Annotated in this window: 20 protein-coding genes; 4 read left to right on the top strand and 16 right to left on the bottom strand. The window is 45.8% G+C overall.

Annotation, left to right across the window (positions count from 1 at the left end):
- Positions 1-120: 120 nt before the first annotated feature.
- From katG to uvsE, 9 genes are all read right to left on the bottom strand, one after another.
- Positions 121-2,328 carry a catalase/peroxidase HPI gene (gene katG / locus NSQ22_RS08935; protein ID WP_327054341.1) on the bottom strand — a complete coding sequence of 736 codons (2,208 nt, stop codon included), beginning with the start codon at positions 2,326-2,328 and terminating at the stop codon, positions 121-123.
- A 532-nt stretch (positions 2,329-2,860) separates the two neighbouring features.
- Positions 2,861-3,022 (bottom strand): hypothetical protein, encoded by a 162-nt coding sequence (locus NSQ22_RS08930; protein ID WP_339264545.1) that lies wholly within the window; start codon positions 3,020-3,022, stop codon positions 2,861-2,863.
- 527 nt (positions 3,023-3,549) lie between these two features.
- Complete coding sequence (locus NSQ22_RS08925) at positions 3,550-4,455, bottom strand: sensor domain-containing diguanylate cyclase (protein WP_339264543.1); 906 nt, start codon at positions 4,453-4,455, stop codon at positions 3,550-3,552.
- A 19-nt stretch (positions 4,456-4,474) separates the two neighbouring features.
- Positions 4,475-4,861, bottom strand: a complete 387-nt coding sequence (locus NSQ22_RS08920) for a PAS domain-containing protein (protein ID WP_339264541.1) — start codon at positions 4,859-4,861, stop codon at positions 4,475-4,477.
- A gap of 66 nt (positions 4,862-4,927) precedes the next feature.
- A complete protein-coding gene (locus NSQ22_RS08915) occupies positions 4,928-5,665 on the bottom strand; it encodes a LytTR family DNA-binding domain-containing protein (protein WP_339264539.1) in 738 nt (245 codons plus the stop codon).
- Between the two features lie 85 nt (positions 5,666-5,750).
- Positions 5,751-5,987, bottom strand: a complete 237-nt coding sequence (locus NSQ22_RS08910; protein WP_008879145.1) for a hypothetical protein — start codon at positions 5,985-5,987, stop codon at positions 5,751-5,753.
- Positions 5,987-7,510, bottom strand: a complete 1,524-nt coding sequence (locus NSQ22_RS08905) for a FapA family protein (protein ID WP_339264537.1) — start codon at positions 7,508-7,510, stop codon at positions 5,987-5,989. The genes NSQ22_RS08910 and NSQ22_RS08905 overlap by 1 nt, the downstream gene beginning before the upstream one ends.
- A gap of 142 nt (positions 7,511-7,652) precedes the next feature.
- On the bottom strand, positions 7,653-8,363 hold the full coding sequence (locus NSQ22_RS08900; protein WP_008879147.1) for an EAL domain-containing protein: 711 nt from the start codon (positions 8,361-8,363) through the stop codon (positions 7,653-7,655).
- A 1,194-nt stretch (positions 8,364-9,557) separates the two neighbouring features.
- Positions 9,558-10,523 carry a UV DNA damage repair endonuclease UvsE gene (gene uvsE, locus NSQ22_RS08895; protein ID WP_060475841.1) on the bottom strand — a complete coding sequence of 322 codons (966 nt, stop codon included), beginning with the start codon at positions 10,521-10,523 and terminating at the stop codon, positions 9,558-9,560.
- 344 nt (positions 10,524-10,867) lie between these two features.
- Here uvsE and NSQ22_RS08890 point away from each other — a divergent pair, with 344 nt between their 5' ends.
- Entirely contained in the window at positions 10,868-11,353 is a 486-nt protein-coding gene (locus NSQ22_RS08890) for a hypothetical protein (protein ID WP_029760777.1), read from the top strand.
- A gap of 122 nt (positions 11,354-11,475) precedes the next feature.
- On the opposite strand, the gene NSQ22_RS08885 is transcribed toward NSQ22_RS08890, so the two are convergent.
- Positions 11,476-12,054: a hypothetical protein gene (locus NSQ22_RS08885; protein WP_008879151.1), complete on the bottom strand. Its 579-nt coding sequence runs from the start codon at positions 12,052-12,054 to the stop codon at positions 11,476-11,478.
- A gap of 104 nt (positions 12,055-12,158) precedes the next feature.
- Positions 12,159-12,794 (bottom strand): hypothetical protein, encoded by a 636-nt coding sequence (locus NSQ22_RS08880; protein WP_008879152.1) that lies wholly within the window; start codon positions 12,792-12,794, stop codon positions 12,159-12,161.
- 198 nt (positions 12,795-12,992) lie between these two features.
- On the opposite strand from NSQ22_RS08880, the gene NSQ22_RS08875 reads away from it, so the two are divergent.
- Entirely contained in the window at positions 12,993-14,843 is a 1,851-nt protein-coding gene (locus tag NSQ22_RS08875; RefSeq protein WP_011887380.1) for a hypothetical protein, read from the top strand.
- A 335-nt stretch (positions 14,844-15,178) separates the two neighbouring features.
- Here NSQ22_RS08875 and NSQ22_RS08870 read toward each other — a convergent pair whose 3' ends face one another.
- Entirely contained in the window at positions 15,179-15,679 is a 501-nt protein-coding gene (locus tag NSQ22_RS08870; protein ID WP_029760779.1) for a hypothetical protein, read from the bottom strand.
- 346 nt (positions 15,680-16,025) lie between these two features.
- Between NSQ22_RS08870 and NSQ22_RS08865 the strand changes: the two genes are divergently transcribed.
- Both NSQ22_RS08865 and NSQ22_RS08860 read left to right on the top strand, forming a co-directional pair.
- Positions 16,026-16,283 carry an S-adenosylmethionine decarboxylase gene (locus NSQ22_RS08865; RefSeq protein ID WP_099232782.1) on the top strand — a complete coding sequence of 86 codons (258 nt, stop codon included), beginning with the start codon at positions 16,026-16,028 and terminating at the stop codon, positions 16,281-16,283.
- Between the two features lie 327 nt (positions 16,284-16,610).
- Entirely contained in the window at positions 16,611-17,945 is a 1,335-nt protein-coding gene (locus tag NSQ22_RS08860) for an arsenic transporter (protein WP_171355649.1), read from the top strand.
- A gap of 107 nt (positions 17,946-18,052) precedes the next feature.
- On the opposite strand, the gene NSQ22_RS08855 is transcribed toward NSQ22_RS08860, so the two are convergent.
- From NSQ22_RS08855 to NSQ22_RS08840, 4 genes are all read right to left on the bottom strand, one after another.
- Positions 18,053-18,721 carry a hypothetical protein gene (locus NSQ22_RS08855; RefSeq protein WP_011887377.1) on the bottom strand — a complete coding sequence of 223 codons (669 nt, stop codon included), beginning with the start codon at positions 18,719-18,721 and terminating at the stop codon, positions 18,053-18,055.
- Between the two features lie 121 nt (positions 18,722-18,842).
- Complete coding sequence (locus NSQ22_RS08850) at positions 18,843-19,997, bottom strand: spore coat protein CotH (RefSeq protein ID WP_008879158.1); 1,155 nt, start codon at positions 19,995-19,997, stop codon at positions 18,843-18,845.
- A gap of 336 nt (positions 19,998-20,333) precedes the next feature.
- Positions 20,334-20,522, bottom strand: coding sequence for a hypothetical protein (locus tag NSQ22_RS08845; protein ID WP_008879159.1), 189 nt, complete (start codon positions 20,520-20,522; stop codon positions 20,334-20,336).
- Positions 20,519-21,748 carry a DNA polymerase IV gene (locus NSQ22_RS08840; RefSeq protein ID WP_008879160.1) on the bottom strand — a complete coding sequence of 410 codons (1,230 nt, stop codon included), beginning with the start codon at positions 21,746-21,748 and terminating at the stop codon, positions 20,519-20,521. Before NSQ22_RS08840 ends, NSQ22_RS08845 begins: the two co-directional genes overlap by 4 nt.
- Between the last annotated feature and the right edge of the window lie 9 nt (positions 21,749-21,757).

Raw genomic sequence — 21,757 nt, 5'->3', positions numbered from 1 at the left:
TAGCTCTTCGCAAAATCAGTTTTTACGGTGAAGATTTTCTTTGCCTATGCAGCCGTTTGGTATTCTACAAAAACGAGGCAGAGGGAATCTTCTCCCTCTGCCTTGTTTTTCTTCCCTTTATTAAGCGGTGACCGATTCCCTTGCTTTTTTCACCAGATCAAAGCGGTCGGCGTTCATGACTTTCACCCAAGCGTTGATGAAATCACGGACAAATTTTTCTTGGTTGTCGTCTTGGGCGTAAAATTCCGCGTAGGAACGAAGAATGGAGTTGGATCCGAAAATGAGATCTACCCGGGTCGCCGTCCACCGCACTTCGCCGGTTTTCCGGTTGCGGATTTCATAAATGCCGCTGTCTGTCGGCACCCATTCATAGTCCATATCCAACAAGTTGACAAAGAAGTCGTTGGTCAGCACCCCGATGCGGTCGGTGAAGACGCCATGAGGCAGATCGCGATAGTTCGCGCCTAACACGCGCAAACCGCCAACTAAGACCGTCATTTCTGGGGCGGTCAGCCCAAGGAGCTGCGCTTTGTCAACGAGCAGTTCTTCCGGCGGAACGCTGTACTCTTGCTTTTGATAGTTGCGGAAGCCGTCCGCAAACGGTTCTAATACCGCAAAGCTCTCGACATCGGTTTGTTCTTGTGTCGCATCGCCGCGGCCGGGGGAAAATGGCACTTTGACATCAAAGCCGGCGTCGCGGGCTGCCTTTTCCACCGCAGCGCTGCCGCCAAGGACAATCAAATCGGCGATGCTTACTTTTTTCGGCAGTTCGCGTTGAATGTCCTCATAGATGGACAGCACTTTCGCGAGCCGCTCCGGTTCGTTCACTTCCCACTCGTTTTGCGGCGCGAGACGGATGCGGGCACCGTTGGCTCCGCCGCGCTTATCGGAGTGGCGGAACGTGCTGGCCGAGGCCCAAGCTGTTTTCACAAGTTCACTGACCGTCAGCCCGGAGTTCAAAATTTTGGCTTTGATTTCTTCAATTTCCGCTTCTGTCAATTCGTAATCGACTTCTGGAATTGGATCTTGCCAGATGAAATCTTCTTTCGGAACTTCCGGGCCGAGATATCTCGTTTTCGGTCCCATATCCCTATGGGTAAGCTTGAACCATGCCCGGGCAAACGCCTCCGCAAATTCTTCTGGATTTTGATGGAAACGGCGGGCGATTTTTTCGTATTCTGGGTCAAACCGCAGCGCCAAGTCGGTCGTCATCATCATCGTCGGCACTTTCTTCGACGGATCCTCGGCATCAGGCGCCAAATCCTTTTCATTCGGATCGACCGCCATCCATTGCCATGCCCCGGCTGGGCTCTTCGTCAGCCACCAGTCATAGCCAAACAGCATGTCGAAATACGACATATCCCATTGAGTTGGCGTCGGCGTCCAGGCACCTTCAATGCCGCTTGTGATCGTGTCGCTTCCTTTCCCTTTTCCGTAAGAACTCATCCACCCTAACCCTTGGGCTTCAATCGGTGCGGCTTCCGGCTCAGGACCGACGTGTGTGGCAGGACCGGCGCCATGCGCCTTGCCGAATGTATGACCACCGGCGATCAAGGCGACCGTTTCTTCATCGTTCATCCCCATGCGACGGAACGTCTCGCGAATATCACGCGCCGCTGCTTTCGGATCCGGCTTTCCGTCCGGCCCTTCTGGATTGACATAGATTAACCCCATGACTGACGCGGCGAGCGGATGTTCAAGCTCACCATCGTCGGAATGGCGTTCAGAGGCGAGCCACTCTTTTTCTGCTCCCCAGTAAATATCTTCTTCCGGATGCCAGACATCGACACGACCGCCGCCAAACCCGATCGTTTTTCCGCCCATCGATTCAATGGCGACATTGCCCGCCAAGATGAACAAGTCCGCCCAGGAAATCTTGTTGCCATATTTCTTTTTGATCGGCCATAACAACCGTCGCGCTTTATCTAAGTTGGCGTTGTCCGGCCAACTGTTTAACGGGGCAAAGCGCTGCGTACCCGTCGATGCGCCGCCACGGCCGTCGCCGATGCGATACGTTCCCGCCGAATGCCAAGCCATACGGATGAACAGCGGCCCGTAATGACCATAATCGGCTGGCCACCAGTCTTGGCTTTCGGTCATCAATTTGCGTAAATCTTCTTTCAGCGCCCAGTAATCTAGTTTTTGAAATTCTGCAGCGTAGTCAAACTCTTCATCATGAGGGTTCGTTTTCCGGTCATGTTGATGGAGAATGCTTAAGTTCAGCTGATTCGGCCACCAGTCTTTGTTCGTCGTCCGATTCGAAGATTGATTCGTGATGCTTCCGTGAAACGGACATTGAGATGCGTTCTGGCGATTTTGATTTTCCATTCCCCTTTTCTCCTTTCCCTTGCTTAAATGAAATTGGAATGCCATCATTACCATTTCTGACTGTTTTTCGCCAGTCACAAATGATAATGATTTGTACATTAGAATTATACTAAATTTAAATTTAATAGTAAATGAAAAAGATTATCTTTTGTTATATATTTTCTTTTTGATTTATGAGTGCTGCGATGACAGCCCAAGACATGCCATTATTAATTTATGTCAAAAACGAATTATAATTCAGTTATTTTTGACAATACAAAAATGATTACCCCATTTATAAAAAACGTCGTGATCTAGAAGGCGGCATTCCTTTTGATGAAATATGCACGACGGCAATCCGTTAAAAAAATGGAATGCCGGAGTGCTGTTCGGTGTTCATGAGCAGCTGAAGCAAGTAAAGATCGGAATCGAATGGACATGTACGTGACCGACTCTGCCACGCTGACGAAAGACACGAGGAACGGAAGAAAGCAAAAGCGGCACTAAGATCACCGTTTACGATCCCATTGATGTTTCACGGAAAGATCCATAGTTATGGTTTCCCCTCCACCTCGGCATGAAAATTGGCGATCCAAGGAACACACATGTTCACGGAAATCCCATTGCTTTGAGGAAGGGGCATTTCTTCTGGCTTTTGCGACATAGAGAAGCTAGGGGCTTGTTGCTTGAGAACGGTGAACACTTTTTGCCCCATCCGCGCGGAGATGGGAGCGGGAAACATCAAGCAGCCGCCAGAGCTGTAGCGGTCACTTTTCACCCGGAAATCGATGTTACTTGTCGGAGACTTAGAGGGTAAGGGGGGATTGGGGGAGCCAATTCAAGAGAGGCTGCCAGCAGGTTATCATGTGCTGTGTTGACTGAGGCGTCTCCCAATCCGTGTGATGTGGAATCAGTGAAAGGGTTGCTAGACGTACGCCAGAAGAACAATAAACAAGCGACCGAGATTAAGGAAATCACGGGTATTTAAAGAGGAGCAAACCGGAAACTGTCTCAGACAGCGTGCCTCGAGCAGCCGGCCTCCCCCTCTCTTTTGTATAAACAACATCATATGCCCTCTCCGTTATTTCACTGAAGGGATGGAGTTTCTTGGGTCATCACGTCTTATGGCAAACAGTGAGCTGAGCGACCCGGTTACCATTTTTATGTTCTGCTTTCACTTCGTTTAGAAAATAGGGGAACTTCTTTCAAAATAAAGGGGCATGTTTTTCACATCTTCCAAATTTATTTAGCCGCCTGTTTGGCCTCTTGGCTGTAGAATTGGTAGTGATTGCGTTTGGCTTTTGCCCGATAGAGGGCTTGGTCAACATGGAGGATTAGTTCTTTTGCTGTGCTTCCATGCCACGGATAAATAGCAATTCCGATGCTGGTGGTGACAACTATTTTATGACCGTTAATGAAAAACGGCTTTTGCATGCTTTGGTGCAGTTTGTACACTTTTTTCTCGATATCCCAATCATTCGTTACGCCCCTTAGCAAAAGTAAAAATTCATCTCCTCCCATTCTACACGGGATGGCATTCGGTTCAATATTCTCCTTTACCCTTTGGGCAAACCGCTTTAAAAGCTGATCTCCCATATCATGGCCGAACGTATCGTTCACTTCCTTAAAATGATCCATGTCGATATACACAATGGCTAACTGGTCATTGGTTTGTTTGGCTTCCTCAATCGATTCACGGACCACATCAAGAAACAATCTCCGGTTTGGAAAACCGGTTAATGCGTCATGGAACGCTAAATATTTTAGTTGTTCTTCATAATGGACTCGTTCGGTTACGTCAAGCATGACGACTTGGACAGCCGTCTTGTCACCATATTCGATGGGGGAGAACGCCATCCTTGCATAAATCGTTCTGTCATCCAACGTATGGACTTTTTCGATAAAAGAAAGCTCATCCTTCCAGCAGGTTTCCCATACGGTGTCATCCACCCCACAGCAAATGTTCCGTATAGGGACACCTACGATTTCGCTTTTTTGTTTCGCTCCGAACAGCTGTACAGCTCCCGTGTTCGCATAAATAATGATTCCATCTTGGTCAAAAACAAGCACCGCCCCGGGCAAATGCTCCAGAAACGTTCTGTACCGTTGCTCGCTTCCAGTCGCTCTTTGAGCTTTTGCAGCTCCCATTCCCGAACCTTTCGTTCCGTTATGTCGCGGACAACGGCAACGAACCAGAGAGATGTGCGTCATTTGACAAAACAAACGGAGTAAGGACGGTTTCGTAACTTTTTCGTCCGAAAGGAGTGTCGATCTCATCCTCATAAACGAACGTTGTCTTCATTTGCGCAGCCTGTTTATAGTGCGCTTCGAGTTTTACCGCCTGCGTTGGAGGCAAAACGTCCTCGAACCGCTTACCAGCGAGATGATTCGTTCCAACGGTACGACACGCTTTTTGATTCGCCCATACATAATGAAATCCTCGTTCATCAGCCCGCACAATAAAGACCATGTCGTCGATCATATCAAAAATGCTCCATAACAGCCCGTAGTGCTGCTCGATCAATGTTGTCTCCACTTGTTCCAAATCCTCCATAAGAAAGGTTTCAAAAGGATGCGAATACCGTTCAGCGCTTCCTTCCCATTCACTTGAAACACTTAACTAAAAATGAATCGTCACCATTCTCCGTTGTACCTCGTGAAATTTCAATTTCGAAATATAGGCTACTTTTTCACAACTGAAAAAGTGGACCTTGTACGTTTCACCAACGTGTGTAATTTTCACTACCTTTTTTAAATTGACGATATAAGAACGATGGGTTTTAAAAAAACAATGAGTGAGCCTCTTTTCCACCTCGTTTAGAGGGAGGGTTGTCTCATATTGCTCATCAGCCGTATGAATGATTGTTTTTCTATTTTCTTTCTCCACGAACAAAATATCTTCCATTGGCAACCAAACAATGGAATGTTTCGTGCGGATCTCCAGTCTTTTATCGAGCGGCTTCATTGATGCAACCGGTTGGTTGACGATTTCAATGAATGTACGCGCTTTTTCCAGTGCTTGAAAGAGGCGTATGCGCTCGACTGGTTTCACGATATAATCGGTCGCGGATATTTCAAACGCTTTGACAGCAAATTGGTCATCCCCAGTAGTAAAAATCACTTGAACAGACGGCAAAAACTGTCTGCATAGTTTAACCGCCTCCATCCCATCGAGTTCAGGCATGTAGATATCAACGAGGACAATATGTGGCCGCAGTTCGAATGCAAGCTGCAACAGCTCCTTTCCGGTAGCCGCTTCCGCTACAACATCGTAGTTCGGAAACAAACGAACAAAATTCCGCAAAATCGCTCTTGAAACTGCATCGTCATCAGCGATCACGACTTTTAAATCATTCAACGAATCCTCTCTCCTTCCCTCTTCTTCCCTCACCTTCCCTTATTCTGGACAATCTGGATCAAATATATTTGTACAAACAAGAAACTTACAAGAGAGGGTTGAACATGATTTGTTCGTTTTCCCCCAAGGCCACTTCGATTTGATGTTGCTCTGTTTGAAAAGTATAGACGGTTTGACCGATTTGAACGATGGTGCCCTCTTTCGCGATGCCAAGCTTCACTGTTTGTCCGCGCGGCACTGTAATATAGGTGGCGGTCCCTAAATTGGATCCTGCCTCTTGAATGAACGCGCCTTTTTTCGCGTAAGCGCGGCCGCCGCGCATCACCCTTTAATGTCAAGAAACCCATCGGAGTGGATCGTACAGTTTTGGCATCCTCGGCCAAAAACAACGATATCACCGCGACAATAAATGGTGCTGTTTAACGCATAGGCCATCTCGACATAGTTATCCACATTCTGTTTCGATGTATAGGACCCGGTTATCCCTTTTATATCATCAAGCAGCTTGACAAGTTGCGGGAAGGAATGAGATTCATTCGGAACACTTGAGAAAAAACATCGTTGCAGCCGTTCTGTCAAGTCGCGCCAAACGGATGAAATTTGTTGGCCATCCTCTTTTTTTACGGCCTCTATATATTTCTTTCCTTTCTTTTCTAAATCAGAAAACTTATCGTTCATTAAAAGTTTGATTAGTTTAAAGAAAAGAAGTTGTTCACTTTTCGCCCAAGCGAACGTTTTCCACGACGGCGAACGAAGCAACTGTTTGATCAAAATCACCATGTTTTCGATATCTTCTTCCATTTCGCCTAACAAGCGGATAAGCTCAGAAGGCATTGCCCGATCTGTTCCTGCTGAAATGGTGCTTCCAATCACATTCTTTCGAATGATCACCGCCTGTTTTGAGGTGACCATCGCCCGATGGACATTTTGATAGATGATAACGCGTCCGTCTGCTTCCACTTCCATGCCGTCTCCTACACTTCCGGTAATATCCACATCACCGTGAAAGCGAATAGAACCCGAGCTCCTGTTGACATCGCCGTCATGGACGAACGTGTCAACGACAGAAATATGCACATCCAGTCCTTCTTGTCGAAATACTAACCTTCCGTTATCTACTGCAATGATTTTTTTCCCATTTTCAGCCATCTTTACCCCTTTTCCTATATGAACAGTAACTGGCCGAACCGGTTTAGGCGGAATCAGCTCGTTCGTCACAGTGATCCCTGGGGCACCAGGAAGAGGGGGATGGATAACTGCTATGGTTTGCCCCGCTCGAACGGAAGGAATACGGTCTCCTTTTAAGGAATGAACATCCTCACCTTCACCCGACAACTGTTTCTGTTTGTGATCTGTATCGACCATCAACTCCACCCAACCGTTTGTTCCTTCCCGCGGCTTCACTCCTCTAGCAACGATAAAATCACTCGGTTGTGTCGCCTGTGTAGCTTCAATGATCGCGGCAAAATCGATCCCTTGAACGATATGCAAGGCTCGGAGTTTTTGTAAAATAGACTCGCAGTCTAAAGCGTTCTGCACCTCAAGCAGCGGCTCGGTTTGCGACTCCATTTGGCCGCCAAGGTCGTCCTCGTTCAATTCCTTCCGCTTTTTGGCCCCGGGTTCAACGCGCAAAATCACATGCAGTTTATCATCATCAACAACAATCTCCCATTTCGTCTCGGTCGTCCCCTCCATAGTTTGTCCCCTAAACCGTTCTCCTTCCGCTGCAGTTGTTGTTTCCGTCATCTGTCCACCGGTGTTATGAATGCTCTCTCCCCTGCGGTAATGAGCAAAGACCATAGCATTCACCTCTTCCACCCAGGCTTTTTCCTCGCCGTCTTCCATGCATTCAGATCCCCTCACTCGTGATTGGCTAAGCCGCTTTTTCCCCCTCGAGAACATGCGCTCACTTCTATCTCCCTATTTTTGTCAATCGAATAAAAGAGGAGGAGGAAAAAGCTATGTCGGTGCATCCATACGCAGTAGTTTAGGTCAACCGTTCCGGCCTGCCTAAAAGATATCCTTGCGCTGCTGGTACTCTTAATAGCTTGGCCTGAGCAAGATCCACTTCCTTTTCAATGCCCTCTAACACGAGCACAGGACTGCAATAGTTTACTAGCAAGCTGAGCATTCTTTGCTTTTCCACGTTGACTGCTAGCCCTTGAGCGAAATACCGGTCTAATTTGATATAATCTGGCTGTAGTTCAATAATCTTTTGTAAAGTGGAGGCCCCTTTACCAACGTCATCAACTGCAATGTAAAATCCGTGCTCTCTGATCCACTGTACAGCCGCCTTCAGTTCGCCGTCTTTCCATCTGTCGTCGTCTTCTGTTGTTTCGTTGAGCTCAAACACAATTCGGTTTTTAATATATGGAAAACGTTCAACCATTTTTTTTAACAACTGTGCAAACTCTCGCCGCGAGATCGTGGATGGGTACACATTTACAAACAGTAGTCCTCTTTTCTGTTCCAAGAAAGGAAATTGCGAAATGGAGCTTTCTAATGATATAAGGTCAAGCTCGTACAAACAGCCTTCCTCCCGGGCTTTTTGAAAAAACTGTTCGATATTTTTGACCCCATTCACCCGCAGCAACGATTCATACCCGAAAATGCTCCAGTTCATTAAATTCCATAGTGGCTGATAAACATGTTCAAACAGTTGTTTGTCGATTACACTCCGAACAGGAATGAAAGTCACCGTTTTGCTACTCCTTTTATAATTCTTTTTTCCTATTAAAAGAAGTTACTAAGCACAAAAGTCATTGTGAAAAAATGAGTTATTTGTGCAATTTTTGCTATAATATTTTTCCATATATTTGTCTAACTTTACACACACGTCAAAAGCATGCATATACCCCTTATCTACATCTAAAAGGACATATTACATCCTTTTTTCGACATTTTAAGACATATTTCTTCCTTGTTGTGTTTGTTTTATGTCGAAAAATCCTCCTCTTTGTGAGGAGAATTTTACCAATTCTTCAACAAATGAGTTTGCGTTAAGCGAGTTCGTTATATAGTCTATAAATCCTACTTTTCATCGTAGCGTTAGCACTGAGTACCATCATCGGGATACGGCTCGTTCATGATGTTGCAACATGTTCAATATAGTATATCCGAAGGATGATGTCGATCAGAATGAGATTCAATTGGCCATCAATCGCCTTTAGCAAGCCTTCACTGCGGATGTTGGCAAATGTTAACGAGAAATTCGAAAACGATTTCAGTGTATATTGTAAGTTAGATAGATGATCTTCAATACATCTCATTTTTTATCAAAATTAAGCGAGAACACTCCCACTTCAACGTAGCGAAGCGAAGGAAGTGGGGGATGAATCGCTGCTAATCCATTTTACTGAATATACAATATTTTAGAAAAAAACACAGCATAATGTGAAGAGATGAAAAAATGTATTTCTGCATTAAATAGCAACTCAAAGGCTTAACGAAAAAAGAATACTTAGAGAACTATGTCATATTGCTAAGAATCTGTATAACGTAGGTTTATACACAGATGTGTTTGTTACTGACGTCCGTTTACTATGATGTGAGTTATTCCTTTCGCGCTCAGTGTCTTATTTCTTCTACCGCCGGCTTATTATTTCATCCGGACAGAGAATACGTTTCGGTCCATCACATTTTCGTCCCTCTGTTGCTTGTCATCATGTTTTGGACAAAAAAGATGAACTTCTTCTGCCTATGCGTCATGCCTAGAAATAGGAGATTTCTCAATGAAACCATCCCGGTTTGTCAGACTGTGCTCCACCGGAGGGCGAGGCCATTCGGGTTGTCTTTTACGCTTTAGAAGCTTTTATCTGCTCATTCCATTGAAGCATTTAGCCATACGAGAGCAGTGTGCTTGGGACGAAAATAAACACTGGTAAAAGAAAGATCATTTAATGAAAAAACTCGCCCCGTCGATCCATTCAAGATCGTTATAGTGCTTGAGGTCACGCACAAGCTGAAACAGCGCCTCATCTTTTTGTTTCGCTTCAATCATGCAGTCAAGCTGCTTAACGGTGCCTTTCACTTCCCGCAAAAAGCGGATGAACATCTCGGCATCGACGAAATCATGATGAGCGCGAAACTGTCTATCGCTTTTTGGACTTGAGATATGCATTTTCATGGGTAGTGGTGAGTGGTGCCATGTCGCCACGATCCGTTCCCAGTCCGGCCGCCAGTCTTCTTCGTCGTGATTGGCGAGATGGTGGTGCAAATCAAAGACGAGCGGCACGCCGAGCTTTTCGCATGCATACAGTGCATCACGCAACGTAAACACCGTATCATCATTTTCAAACATGATCATCCGCTGCCCCCAAACAGGCACGTACGCCCAATTGTGAATCAGCTGCTCCAACGCTTTCTCTTTGTCACCGTACCCGCCGCCGATATGGAGCACGCAACGGTGTTCGAGATCAATCCCCATCCCGCTCAATAGCTCCGCGTGCAGCTTTAACGTGTTCAATGAGGCGCGGAACACGTCAGGATCGGGAGAATTGAGCACAACAAAATGCTCAGGGTGAAAATCAAGACGCATCGGATACTCCTGCAAAAACAGAGCGATCGTTTGCAACGCCTCGCGAATCGGGGCGAGATAATCCCAGTTCTCTAATTCCGGATGATTGGCGAGCGGAATGAGCCGTGAGCTGAGACGAAAAAACCGGATCTCATGTGCCTTGTTATGCTTGAGCAAGCGAAGGCAATTGTTGATATTCGAACGAGCAATCCGTTCAAGCTTGCGAATTGCCGCCTCGCGGTCGCGAAGCACGCGAAATTGCGCTACGGTCATCGTCTGTGAGGGAGAGCAATGGGGAACATGCACGCTCATGGCGACATAGCCAAGCCGGACAACCGTCATCATCATTCTCCTCCGTTCTGTTCATCGATTGCGGCTGTTAGTATGCCCAGCCTGAATAATGCCTATGAACGAACATGGTTTTGTAACAGCCAGCACAATGGCACATAGATCAGCGCAATCATCCACATTCGACAATATGATTCAACAAGCTAGGCCATTTTCAAACACTATCCTCTTTTCTCCACTACCCATTGTTGTCACCCCAGTTATCTTGTCTAATTAGTCATCTTCCCATTTACAAGAAATAGGTCGAAAAATAGTTATTCACCCGAATCATTTTTTGAAAAATTATCATTTAATACAGTAGTACCAAATCTAAACCATTGGGAAAGGATGAGAAATGGATGGTTTGTGTGTGCAATGGAGGATTGTTCCCGCAGCTGTTTTTTACACAGTCTTCAACCGAGCTACCCATTACAATCCCTGTAGCAGGAACAGCCGTTACAGAAGTGCTTCGTTTGGAGCCGATTACAACCCTCAGCAACGATCTCGTCAAACTTGATTCGATGGTTGAACTGGAATTGTCCGTATTGGCGCTCCTATCTGGTGTAGCCTTGACAGGTATCACGTATCGCTTAGAACGTTCAACGAACGGAGGAGCGTTTACGCCCATTGCGGAGCTGGACGTCGAATCTCTGCTTCCTGTATTAGCACTTGCTGCCAACACGACACTGTTCCCGAACTTGACGTGGGTCGATAACCCAGGCGTGGGCACACATGTATATCGCATCGTGATTGAAACAGACGGTTCAATTCTAGGCAGCTTGTTAAGCGACATCACAGCTGAAACTCGTGCCTTGAATGCTCTTGTCGTCAGAAACAACGCATAACGAAAAAAGCTGACTCAATGAAAGAGACATACAATCATTGAGTCAGCTTTTTTGTTTCTAACAATTTGTGGAACATGGAAGCTCGATTGTAAAATGTGCTCTGTCATGTAAGAAGGATTACGTCAACTATGAATGATAATATGATTTAATGCTCGAACCCCTTCTTGAAACTGGCGACAGAAAAAAAATCCTTCCATTTTGTAAGTCATTCGTTCTTCTCCCATCTCGAGGTAGAACTGGAAATTGGAAAACGAGAGAGTTTGCCCTGGTTCAATTCGTGATACTCGAACCGGCTTTAACCAAAACTCCCCTTTCTCTTCGACCATTTGCTCCGCTTGTTCGCTCATATAGTTCCACGGCTCCATCACTAGTGGATTAATCCGTTGATCATACTGAATCTCATCCCCTAATTTTGCCGATAACGCGATGCGTTCTTTCGGAGTAACCCGTAAACAGATGAAAGGATTGTCCAACGGAATAGAACCCATATTACGAATGACGAAGTTCGCAGCGACCGTCGCTTTATTCCCCTTTGTATTCGGAAGCAATAATGAATAAGTGAAATAACAAATGGCTTGAATCCCATCAAGCTTGTTCTGTTGGCGCAAATTTTTTATCTCTTTTAATGCTTGTTTGACAATGTAAAGCTCCTTCTCGATGGCGTGGATTTTATTTTCTATTTCTGGAAGACGACTGACCATCGTTTTCCTCCTTCCTGGCAGGATGATTTACTACTCATGTTATATGTATGAAAAAAAGAGGAGTAATCTCCTCTTTTTTTTACGAGACAAACAAAACGGTGTGATTACATCATCGTTGGAAAAACAGCAGGACATTGCGGCGGGAAGACATCCACAGGGCATTCTTCCTCGCAGATGATTTCCGGGCGAGGCTGGCAGAATCTTGCGGCCACTTCCAAAATGACTTCATATGTCACGACAATGCTTTGGCAAATTCTTACCGAAACATTCGCAGTAATGCTGTCTCCGTTTTGCGTAAACGATCCCACGCGGCAATTATTGAAGGCGTTTTGTGTAGCATTGCAACATACCGTTGTGCCTTCTGGAGCACAAAGGATCACTTCCTCGGTGGTCGTGATCAATGCCGGGTTGCTAAGTACGGTAACTTGAGCGCCATCTGTATTTGTTCCAGTCACCTCTAACACGATTTGAATCGTTTTGCTTAAAGTGACGGCTTGCAAGGTAACAAGTTGATTTCCTACGGTACATTCGATATCGCGGCGAACGTCTTCGGCACACTCTAACATGGTGACAGCACAATTGACCTGCGAGATCGTAATGTCGGCTAAAGCCCCTTCTGGAAACGTAAAGGTGATATCTTGGGCAAGCTGTACAACGTGTGTTGTCCAGTCGTATACTTTGCAGACTTGGATGCATTCAGGGTCAAATTGTTGAGCAAATTGCTCTAAATTAATGGGCATAATACAATAACCTTCCTTTCATTCAATTTTTCAGGCTACTGTATAGTATGTTATAGGATAATGGGAGTGATAGTTATAACGCCCATTTTCTCCGTTATATGTAATGATTTATAGTGTAAATATCCATCCCGTTTTTGCATATAATTTCTAAAGAATGGTCAATTTCCTCACGACAAATGCTGAAAAGGTGGTGAAGCCGTGAGCGGAGAGCATAAAAGCATCCAATTACAGCAGAAAATCATCCACCTGAAGTCCGAAGTGGACAAATATAAAACGTTGGTTGCTTCGTTGGCATCTAGCGAAGAATGGCTCCATCTTCACGAGCAAATAGACCAACTCAAGGCCGAAAACGATGAACTCACCACGAAATGCCAACATTATGAAGACGCGTTGTCTAGACAAACCGACGAGATCAAGCACTTGTCCGAAACATTAGAAAGGACGAGTCAAGAAAATGAATCGTTGCGTGAGGAGATTGAGCAATTCAAAACAGAATACGCTTACTGGAAAGAACAAGCCGAATTAAGAGATGAACATATTCAATCTTTAAGAAAAGAAGTCGATATGTTTAAACAAAAGCAAGCGGAATGGGACAAGGAAAGGAGGAGACTGGAAGAGGAGAAACAATTACTAGAGAATGAACTTTCGGTTCACCGTTCTTTAAGGAATGAATATGTTTCATTTCAATCCACACTCGACTCATTGACATCATCATGGAAAGAAAGGATTGGAACAATGGAAAAAGATTACAGTTTTTTAAAAAATCATACGGATAGGATATTGAGGGATGTTGAAGAACTGAAAAAAACATTGGCCACCCATCAACCTGAAACGGACGAACTAAAAGAGGAAGTTCACATCCTAGCCGCCAAACTTCATGCGATGGAAGAAAAGTTGGCACAAATAGATCAAGAAAGACAAAAGGATTTATTGGTACTGCAAAAACATATTTTGAACCAACAAGTAGAGTTAGAATCGATGATCGAAAAGACATCGCACTTTTCAACAGAAATTAAACGCCTCTCCAACCAAATTGCTGATTTGACAAAAGCATGGAGCGAACAAACCCAAGAATACTCGCACAACGATATGGACGAGTTGAAGAATATGTTGTCTCAAATCATACAATTGTTGACGGCAAATCATGATACCCCCTCTGAAGCACATCAAGCATCATCAAGCGCTCCAGTAAATCCATCGCCTACGAAAAAACAAACAGAAAAGAGGTTCTCATCCTCTAATACCTTTTTAAAATTACAAGAGTTTATCGATGAAACAAAACAATCCATCGTGGTCTCGCCTGTAAAAACAAAGGAATCACATACCTTCAACTCTTCAACAGTCCATCTATCCCCCCAAAAACCCAACTTAGTGAAACGCGTCCGAATTGAACATCCGTCTTATCACCATCGGCACCCATCCCAACACAAATCATCTTTAGAAGAGGATGAGGACAGGGCGCTAAGCAGCGCCGTTCCTTGTACTTTCTTGGAGAGAGACATTCGAAACGACTACGACAGTGATTCTATTGTTGAACATGTTGAGGATGTATCGCCACCCGAAGCAGAGGCAAGAGACGAATCGACGAATGAAAGCGAAACACTTCCTTCTTACTCTGTTGAAATTGAGCCACCATTGGACGAGGCAAACCTTTCGGAACACCGAAATAGCACGACTGAAACAACTCCACACGAAGAATCGGCTGAAGCAATACATCAAACCAACGACAGCGAGAACGAAAACCATCAGAATAGTGAAGAACCCCCAGTGTTGACAAATGATCAAGAAACACCTATAAAAATGGAAGATGATGTATCAACACAAGATATTTCTGCTAATGAACAAAGACCGCATGCTGAAGCCCATCATGCCATTTCACTCGTCTTTCCCGCTGCTTTCGTCCATCCACCTTCTGCATCGATGGAAAGCGAGGATAAAGATGAAGATGATACCATGGTTCAGAGCGAAGAATCGTTCGTTACAGAAGAAGGGAATAATCAAAAATGGCGGCTGTTCTCTCTGCTGAAAAAGGTGAAAATCTTACAATAGCTAAGAGGCGGGAATATTCCCTGCCTCTTCCACTTTTATCCTCAGAACATCGCCAAACGGGATCATGAATGGATGCCATGCAGCAACTCAACGCTGGTTTGCAGGGTACAAGCACTGATCATGGCTTGGAAAATCATGTACGATCTCACAGTCTGGAGGTCATCAACTGAATAGACAAACGAGCGCCCCCATCCTCATCGCTCAACACATCAAACAAACCGTCGCGCATCACTAGCTCAGTCTTCTTCATAGACGTTGCCGACCACTTGACATGGCGGTATTCCGTCAACAAAGAAAGCAAATCCCTCACGTTTCCTCTCCCCACTTATACGTAATTAGATGGGCCAAAACAAATGAAGGAGAAAGAAACAGGCAAACAGCATGGCGGAGGTGAGATGAAACCTTCTTCTCCAACCGGACGCTTTTTGCCGCCGAAGGACGCCTGCAAACAAGGTGATGGCCAACATCGCGATGCTTACATAACCGGTCACCAGTTTCCCATGGCCCAAACCGATCACGGTGCCGAGTTTCCATGCCATCACCACTCCGTGAAAGACAATCAAGCCCGTTCCGGCAACCGCGAGCGGGATATGGGCTTTCATCATACTTCTTGATATCCGCGCTAAGGTAACTTTGACCTTCCGAACTCTCGTTTTACGGATAACAAGAAAAATAAAATACATATTGACATTGATCAAAAACAGCAGTACCGCCACTTGTGCCAGCCATTTTCCTGCCAGCACCGCAGCTGAGTCATTCGGGCGAAACAGCCATATATAGAGCGTAGTGCCGATCACCAACAACGCATTGATGATGATCCAAATATAATGTGCCATACATCCTCCATAATCGTTCTGTTTTTCCATCTATTTTAACATTTTAACCTAAAAAGGATCACCTCAGAGTGAGGATCATCACACCGCGAATATGGCAATCGGCAGATCCGGTTTCTTACGCTTAAGTGCTCCCCATCTGCCGCCCGTTCATAACGTTTTAGACCATCGGACATGCATTCTGCCCCCCCATAGAAATAAACGAAGAACCAATGTAGAAAGGCGATGATCATCCGTTGAAGGTGGAGAGGAAACATCCGATTCTCGATGCCTTTGAGTGCAACCTGTCCACCTTGGAACAATCACGTATATTTGGCACAGCTGCTGAGAGCTGCCGCTCAAAACTGGCATGAACATGCTCTATTCGTATTTTCACCCGTTTCATCCGCAAGGTGTGACGGACATGATCGTTTTAACCACGTCGCATCTGTCGATTCATACATGGCCGAAGGAGAACGATGCTTCGTTGGACTTTTATACATGCGGGGAACATGACCCGCTTAGTCAGGCGGATTTTTCGTTAAAAGGCTTTCAGGCAAAACGGGTAGTCATTTATTCAGTTCCGGGTACAGCAACGGTCTCCAGCTCGTTATCGGCCAGGAAGTGATGCCGTTTGAGCTTTCGAAACCGAGCGAACGACTTGACAGATAAACTGTCTTCCATCAAAAAAAGTTGGCCGTCCTTTTGTTCGGCCAACGTTTTTTGATTTGGAGTGAAAAACAGACAGCAGTCTTGAGCTGTCTTTCAAAGTATGGATGGGCCCTCTCATAACGAACAAATGTGGATTTTGTCGAATTTGAGCGAATCGCGTAGTACAAGTCTTCTCTCAGACACATATATATGCAGTACAAATGAGCACTATAGACAGTTTACACATATGGCCTCAATGAAAAAAATATAAGAAAGGAGGCTGGCCATCATCGAACTCCTCATCGTGTTTACATTTTTCTTTACGATGATGCTCATTTATTGGCACCCGAAAGGAATGCATGAAGCCATTCCGGCCGCGATCGGTGCAGCGATCATCCTTGTCAGCGGAGCGGTCAGTTTTTCCAATCTCATCGACATTAGCGCCAAAGTGAGCGGCGCAGCGGTCACCATCATCTCCACTTTTATCATGGCGCTTGTTCTCGAGAGCATCGGCTTTTTTCATTGGATCGCCGCTATATTGGCCGAGCGAGCTAACGGTTCGGGTATTCGGCTGTTTTGGTATACGAATGCTCTTTGCTTTCTTATGACACTGTTTTTCAATAACGACGGCAGCATCATTATCACAACCCCGATTTTGCTGTTGCTCTTAAAAAGCTTTCAACTCAAAAAGCATCAGCAGCTTCCGTACCTGATAAGCGGTGCGCTCGTCGCTACCGCCTCAAGCGCACCGATCGGTGTGAGCAACATGGTGAACTTAATTTCGCTAAAGATTATTGATATGAGCCTGTACTTGCAAACGACGATGATGTTTGTTCCTTCCATGCTTGGATTGCTCTTTTTGGTCGGAATGCTGTTTGCTGTTTTTTACAAAGATCTTCCTAGAACACTTCCTCCGCTGTCCGTCCCAATCACTCCTCTCTCGTTTTATCAGCACCCCCTCCGCCATTCCGAGGGCTATGATTATTTAAAAATATCGGAACAAAAGATGAAGGGGATTCTTCTCTTTGTGTTGGTCATGCGGGTTAGTTTATTTGTCGCTTCCTACTGGCATATCCCGGTGGAATGGGTAGCTGTTACGGGATCCGTTTTGCTGCTCGGATGGCGGTGGTACGCGTTACAGATGAAACCTTTTGATGTGTTGCGGAAAGCGCCTTGGCATATTCTCATCTTTGCTTTTGGGATGTATATTATTGTGTACGGGTTAAACGGTGCCGGCCTCGGACATTATTTGGTGCAACAATTGCAGCCTTATGTGTCTAATTTATTTCACGCCATTTTCACCATGGGAAGCATGATGTCCATTTTGTCAAATGTGTTTAACAACCACCCTGCGCTCATGATCGGAACGTTGACATTGACCGAAATGCGTATCGACCCACTCATTTTAAAAGCAGCATATTTGGCAATGATCATTGGGAGCGATATCGGCTCACTGCTTTTGCCAACAGGGACGCTCGCAACGTTGCTTTGGCTCCATATCTTACAAAAATACCGTTATCCGCTTCCTTGGTCCACGTATACAAAAATCTCGCTTTTGGTCATTCCACCGACGGTGTTGTTTACCCTTGCCATGCTGTATAGTTGGATTTTCTTTTTGTCTTTGGTCCACCTTCTATAAAAAAAGCCCTCCTCACGCGGTGAACGAAGGAGGGCTTTTTTATAAAATTTCCTTTGTTGCATCTAGCGCCGCCATTTATCCAGCGTACATCAAGCGAGTTCTTCATCTTATGATGGAAAGTGCACCGTTTTTAAGTGAATCACTTTCCAATAAACAGATTCCCCGCTCGCGGTCACTAGATGGATGATATTGTTTTTCACTTCCTTTAATAAACCAATTTTCATCGGGTGATCGCCTAAGTCAAAAATGACTAAGTGGCCTTCCATTTTTTTGAGCTGCCCCTCAAGCGATCGCTGCAAAGGAAGAGGGGTTGGCTGCACCGGCAGCGCATCGTTCCCTAATGTATACGGTGTGATGTTTTTCTGGTAAGGGGTCAGCCATTTTAAATGATTCATCGAAATGAGCATCGTTTTGTAAACCGGAGAATAAAAGGTGAAGTAATCGTTCAGCACATTGGTGATGTAACCGTGAATCGATTTGTTTCCGATTACGTAAACTTCCACAAACCTTCCTTTGGCGTTCAATAACGTTTTTCGATAGGAAATTCCAGCATCCTCTTGCAAAGGAACGTCGGGAAAAGGGGGGGTAATCAAGAATTCAGGATCCGTGTAAAGCTGAATGTGGTGAATATGCAGGTGAGGAATGTACAAATACTCTTTTCCGGTATAGATGACAAGAATATCGAGCCCAAGATCAATTAAAACCCCCCGAACTGTAGTTCCTCCGGAAATCTCCACTTTGACTTGCTTCCCGAGTAATGTTTTCAATAGGTCCATGTTCTTTCACCCTCTGATTTTAAGGGACGAACGAGCCGATCATGCTAGGTTTACCTACACCGATGCCCATTGTCCCCCTTTTTCGGCCTGTCACCTTTCTCTTTTTCGTTTGCCTCCCTCATCATCCTTTTTTCTTTTTCTCTTTCTTCTTCTCTTTTTCTTTTTTCTTCTCCTTTTCCTTCTCTTTTTCTTTCTCTTTCTCTTCTTTTTCCTTGTCGCCTTGCTCTTTCTCCTTCTCTTTGCCCTTCTCTTTTTCTTCTTTTTTCTTGTCACCTTGCTCTTTTTGCTTTGCTTTTACCCCCTCTTCTTCTTTTTTCTGTGCCTTTTTCGCCTCGCGCTCGGCTTGATTAGGCTCTTGTTTTGCTTCAGCTTGACCTGTTTCCTTTCCGTCTCCGGCATTCATGGTATTTGCTTGGAACGCTCCTTTAGGCCCACAGCTGATACTTTTGATGTGTTCATAATTCACCCGGATAATTTCATCGTGATTGACAATCGTACAGTAACCGCTTCCTCCCGGAACAAGGATTCCTTCTACTGCTTCCGGCCCCCCGCGGTTGATCGCTATCCATGTATTGATGAGTCTCTCAAATAGATCCGTTACGTTTGCGGCCTTTACATAAACGGGCGGGGGTAGCGGGTCATGTTCTTGGTCTTCGTGTGTCTCTTCCCCTCCTGGTATATGCGGCGCTTCGCTTGCTGCTTCCATATCGTTATGCCCCGTGACTTCTGTTGTGGCGTCTTCCATTGCGTTTGCTTCAAGTTCCGCGGCTGGGGTCTTGGCATCTACCGCCTTGTTCTCTTCGGTTTTCATTTGTACACGGACGCTTTTCAGATGGCGGAGAAGGTAAAACACAATCCCATCATCTTTTGTGAAGAGAATAATATGATCGTCGTTGACACCTAGTAAGGTTCCTCGTTTTGACTCTGGTCCCCCTTGGTTAATTTGAATGTGCTCATTGACCAAACTGTTTAACAGCTCATAAAAACTCGTCGCCCTTACCGGCATAACAGTTTCGTCGCTATATGAAGAAAGCGACGAAACGGAATTGGCTTTCACATTTTCACTAATGCTTTGAACATGGTGCAACGCATAATAAATCATCGCTGCTTCGCTTTCAACAAAAAGGACAAGATAGTCTGATTGAACATCGAGAAGTTTCCCTGTTTTTGATTCGGGACCACCGCGGTAGACAGTAACGGTTTTCCCAATTAATGATTGCAATTCGCGATTTGCCTCAAGCGGCATGGACGCGCCATGCATGTCATACGCCACCATTTCCATACTCCTTTCCTATACTGTTGTCCATAAGGGATATTCATACTGTATATATACGTATCCAGCGAAAATCGGCATCCGTCAACAACCTACAAAAAAAAAATAGGCCAGCCCGTTGAGGATCGCCCTGGGGCTAGCCATCCGTGCCAACCTTTTAACTGCGCCAAAAAAATCGGTTCATTCCGTGATGAAAACAGGCAACACCTTGCACGAAATGAACCGATTGCGACTTTGTTATTATAGGAGCGATTGTCCATACCCCCCCCTCTCTAACCAGTAACGCTGCATCCAAATAGGCAAATCGTCGGCAATTATAGTCGTATAGTCCTTCACGTGTTACAACGCTACGTATATCCCAATTCCTGCCGCTAGGACAATGGCTAATCCGGCATAAATCAACACTAAGCGGGTGAGATTGCCTTTTGTTGCTGATGTGTACTGCTCGTCTCCCCGTCCAGACAGCGCGAGCGTACCGACTAGGCCTGCAAGCATCACGACAGACGCAGCAACTATGAATATCGTCAACGTTCTTCCTCCTCCCTCTTTTTCCTGTCAGTCGAAAGCAGTTCGGCGCCCGTTTGCAGGGCGCGAACACCGAATTTCGCCCGCAGCTGTTCAACCGTTTTCCAAAGAGTTTCTGTTTTCGCATCCTCTTCATAGTGAAACAAATCAAGCTGCTTCACCGCCCCGGTCCGGTCAAACACATGGAGCGCAGCAACGCCAAGAAGCCGCACTGGACGACCGTCCCAATGCTTTTGGAACAACCGTGCAGCATAGGAAAAGATGTCTTCCGCATCCCATAACGGATCCATTCCGGTTTGGCTGCGAGTGATGGTTTGAAAATCGTAGTAGCGAATGGTCAGTTGAACGGTCCGCGAGACAACCCGCTTTTCGTTCATCCTCGCACTGACAGACTCAGCCAACTGGCGCAAGACAACGAGCAAGTTCTGTTCCTCATCCATATCGTACGGCAACGTTGTTGAGTGTCCGATCGATTTTCTCTTTTCCGCCGCCACTGGATCAACCGGACGCGGATCGATGCCGTTCGCTTTCTCTTGAAGGCGCAAACCATAGATGCCAAACGTCTGACGAAGACGCTCCCGATCGGCCTTTGCAATATCACCGATCGTATGGAGGTCAAGCGCATGCAGCTTTTTCGCCATTTTGTCACCAACGCCATGCATGTGTTCGACCGGAAGCGGCCATAACACGCGCGGGACATCGCGTTTGCGCAGCACGGTGATGCCAAGCGGCTTTTTCATGTCGCTTGCCATTTTCGCCAAAAACTTATTCGGGGCGATACCAATACTCACCGGAATCGACAACCGCTCAAGCAGTTCTTGTTGGATATGGTGCGCCAAAGCGAGCGGGTGAACCGTTGACGTCCGCCCGGTCATGTCCAAATAGCCTTCATCAATGGAGGCGCGCTCCAATACGGGCGAGAAACGCTGTAAGCATTGAAACAAGCGACGGCTTACTTCGCGGTATAACGCGAAATCCGGCGGCCGCACGACGAGCGATGGACAGCGTTTTTTCGCTTCCCAAAGCGGCATCGTCGTATAGATGCCAAACTGTTGTTTCGCTACATAGCTGGCCGCCAGCACAATTCCTTTCCGCTCTTTCGGGTCTCCTGCCACAACGACCGGTTTTTTCTGAAGCGATGGATCACGGGCGATCTCACAGCTAGCGAAAAACGAATTGGCGTCTACATGAAAAATGATCCGCCCATGCGATTCGCGCTCCGTTTGCATCTTTCTTCC

The organism is Geobacillus sp. FSL K6-3411 (assembly GCF_037965715.1).
GTDB classification, from domain to species: domain Bacteria; phylum Bacillota; class Bacilli; order Bacillales; family Anoxybacillaceae; genus Geobacillus; species Geobacillus thermodenitrificans.
The sequence above is the reverse complement of the archived record's forward strand: the minus strand, read 5'-3'. Positions and strand labels throughout refer to the sequence as shown.

What these genes read in the sequence shown, in the direction of transcription:
- NSQ22_RS08865 (WP_099232782.1), top strand. Translation starts at nt 16,026, where the DNA reads ATGAACATGCTCTATTCGTATTTTCACCCGTTTCATCCGCAAGGTGTG.
- NSQ22_RS08840 (WP_008879160.1), bottom strand. Translation starts at nt 21,748, where the DNA reads ATGCAAACGGAGCGCGAATCGCATGGGCGGATCATTTTTCATGTAGAC.
- katG (WP_327054341.1), bottom strand. Translation starts at nt 2,328, where the DNA reads ATGGAAAATCAAAATCGCCAGAACGCATCTCAATGTCCGTTTCACGGA.
- NSQ22_RS08855 (WP_011887377.1), bottom strand. Translation starts at nt 18,721, where the DNA reads ATGGACCTATTGAAAACATTACTCGGGAAGCAAGTCAAAGTGGAGATT.
- NSQ22_RS08850 (WP_008879158.1), bottom strand. Translation starts at nt 19,997, where the DNA reads ATGGTGGCGTATGACATGCATGGCGCGTCCATGCCGCTTGAGGCAAAT.
- NSQ22_RS08890 (WP_029760777.1), top strand. Translation starts at nt 10,868, where the DNA reads ATGGTTTGTGTGTGCAATGGAGGATTGTTCCCGCAGCTGTTTTTTACA.
- NSQ22_RS08925 (WP_339264543.1), bottom strand. Translation starts at nt 4,455, where the DNA reads ATGGGAGCTGCAAAAGCTCAAAGAGCGACTGGAAGCGAGCAACGGTAC.
- uvsE (WP_060475841.1), bottom strand. Translation starts at nt 10,523, where the DNA reads ATGACGGTTGTCCGGCTTGGCTATGTCGCCATGAGCGTGCATGTTCCC.
- NSQ22_RS08885 (WP_008879151.1), bottom strand. Translation starts at nt 12,054, where the DNA reads ATGGTCAGTCGTCTTCCAGAAATAGAAAATAAAATCCACGCCATCGAG.
- NSQ22_RS08930 (WP_339264545.1), bottom strand. Translation starts at nt 3,022, where the DNA reads ATGGGGCAAAAAGTGTTCACCGTTCTCAAGCAACAAGCCCCTAGCTTC.
- NSQ22_RS08870 (WP_029760779.1), bottom strand. Translation starts at nt 15,679, where the DNA reads ATGGCACATTATATTTGGATCATCATCAATGCGTTGTTGGTGATCGGC.
- NSQ22_RS08920 (WP_339264541.1), bottom strand. Translation starts at nt 4,861, where the DNA reads ATGGAGGATTTGGAACAAGTGGAGACAACATTGATCGAGCAGCACTAC.
- NSQ22_RS08910 (WP_008879145.1), bottom strand. Translation starts at nt 5,987, where the DNA reads ATGCGCGGCGGCCGCGCTTACGCGAAAAAAGGCGCGTTCATTCAAGAG.
- NSQ22_RS08905 (WP_339264537.1), bottom strand. Translation starts at nt 7,510, where the DNA reads ATGGAAGACGGCGAGGAAAAAGCCTGGGTGGAAGAGGTGAATGCTATG.
- NSQ22_RS08880 (WP_008879152.1), bottom strand. Translation starts at nt 12,794, where the DNA reads ATGCCCATTAATTTAGAGCAATTTGCTCAACAATTTGACCCTGAATGC.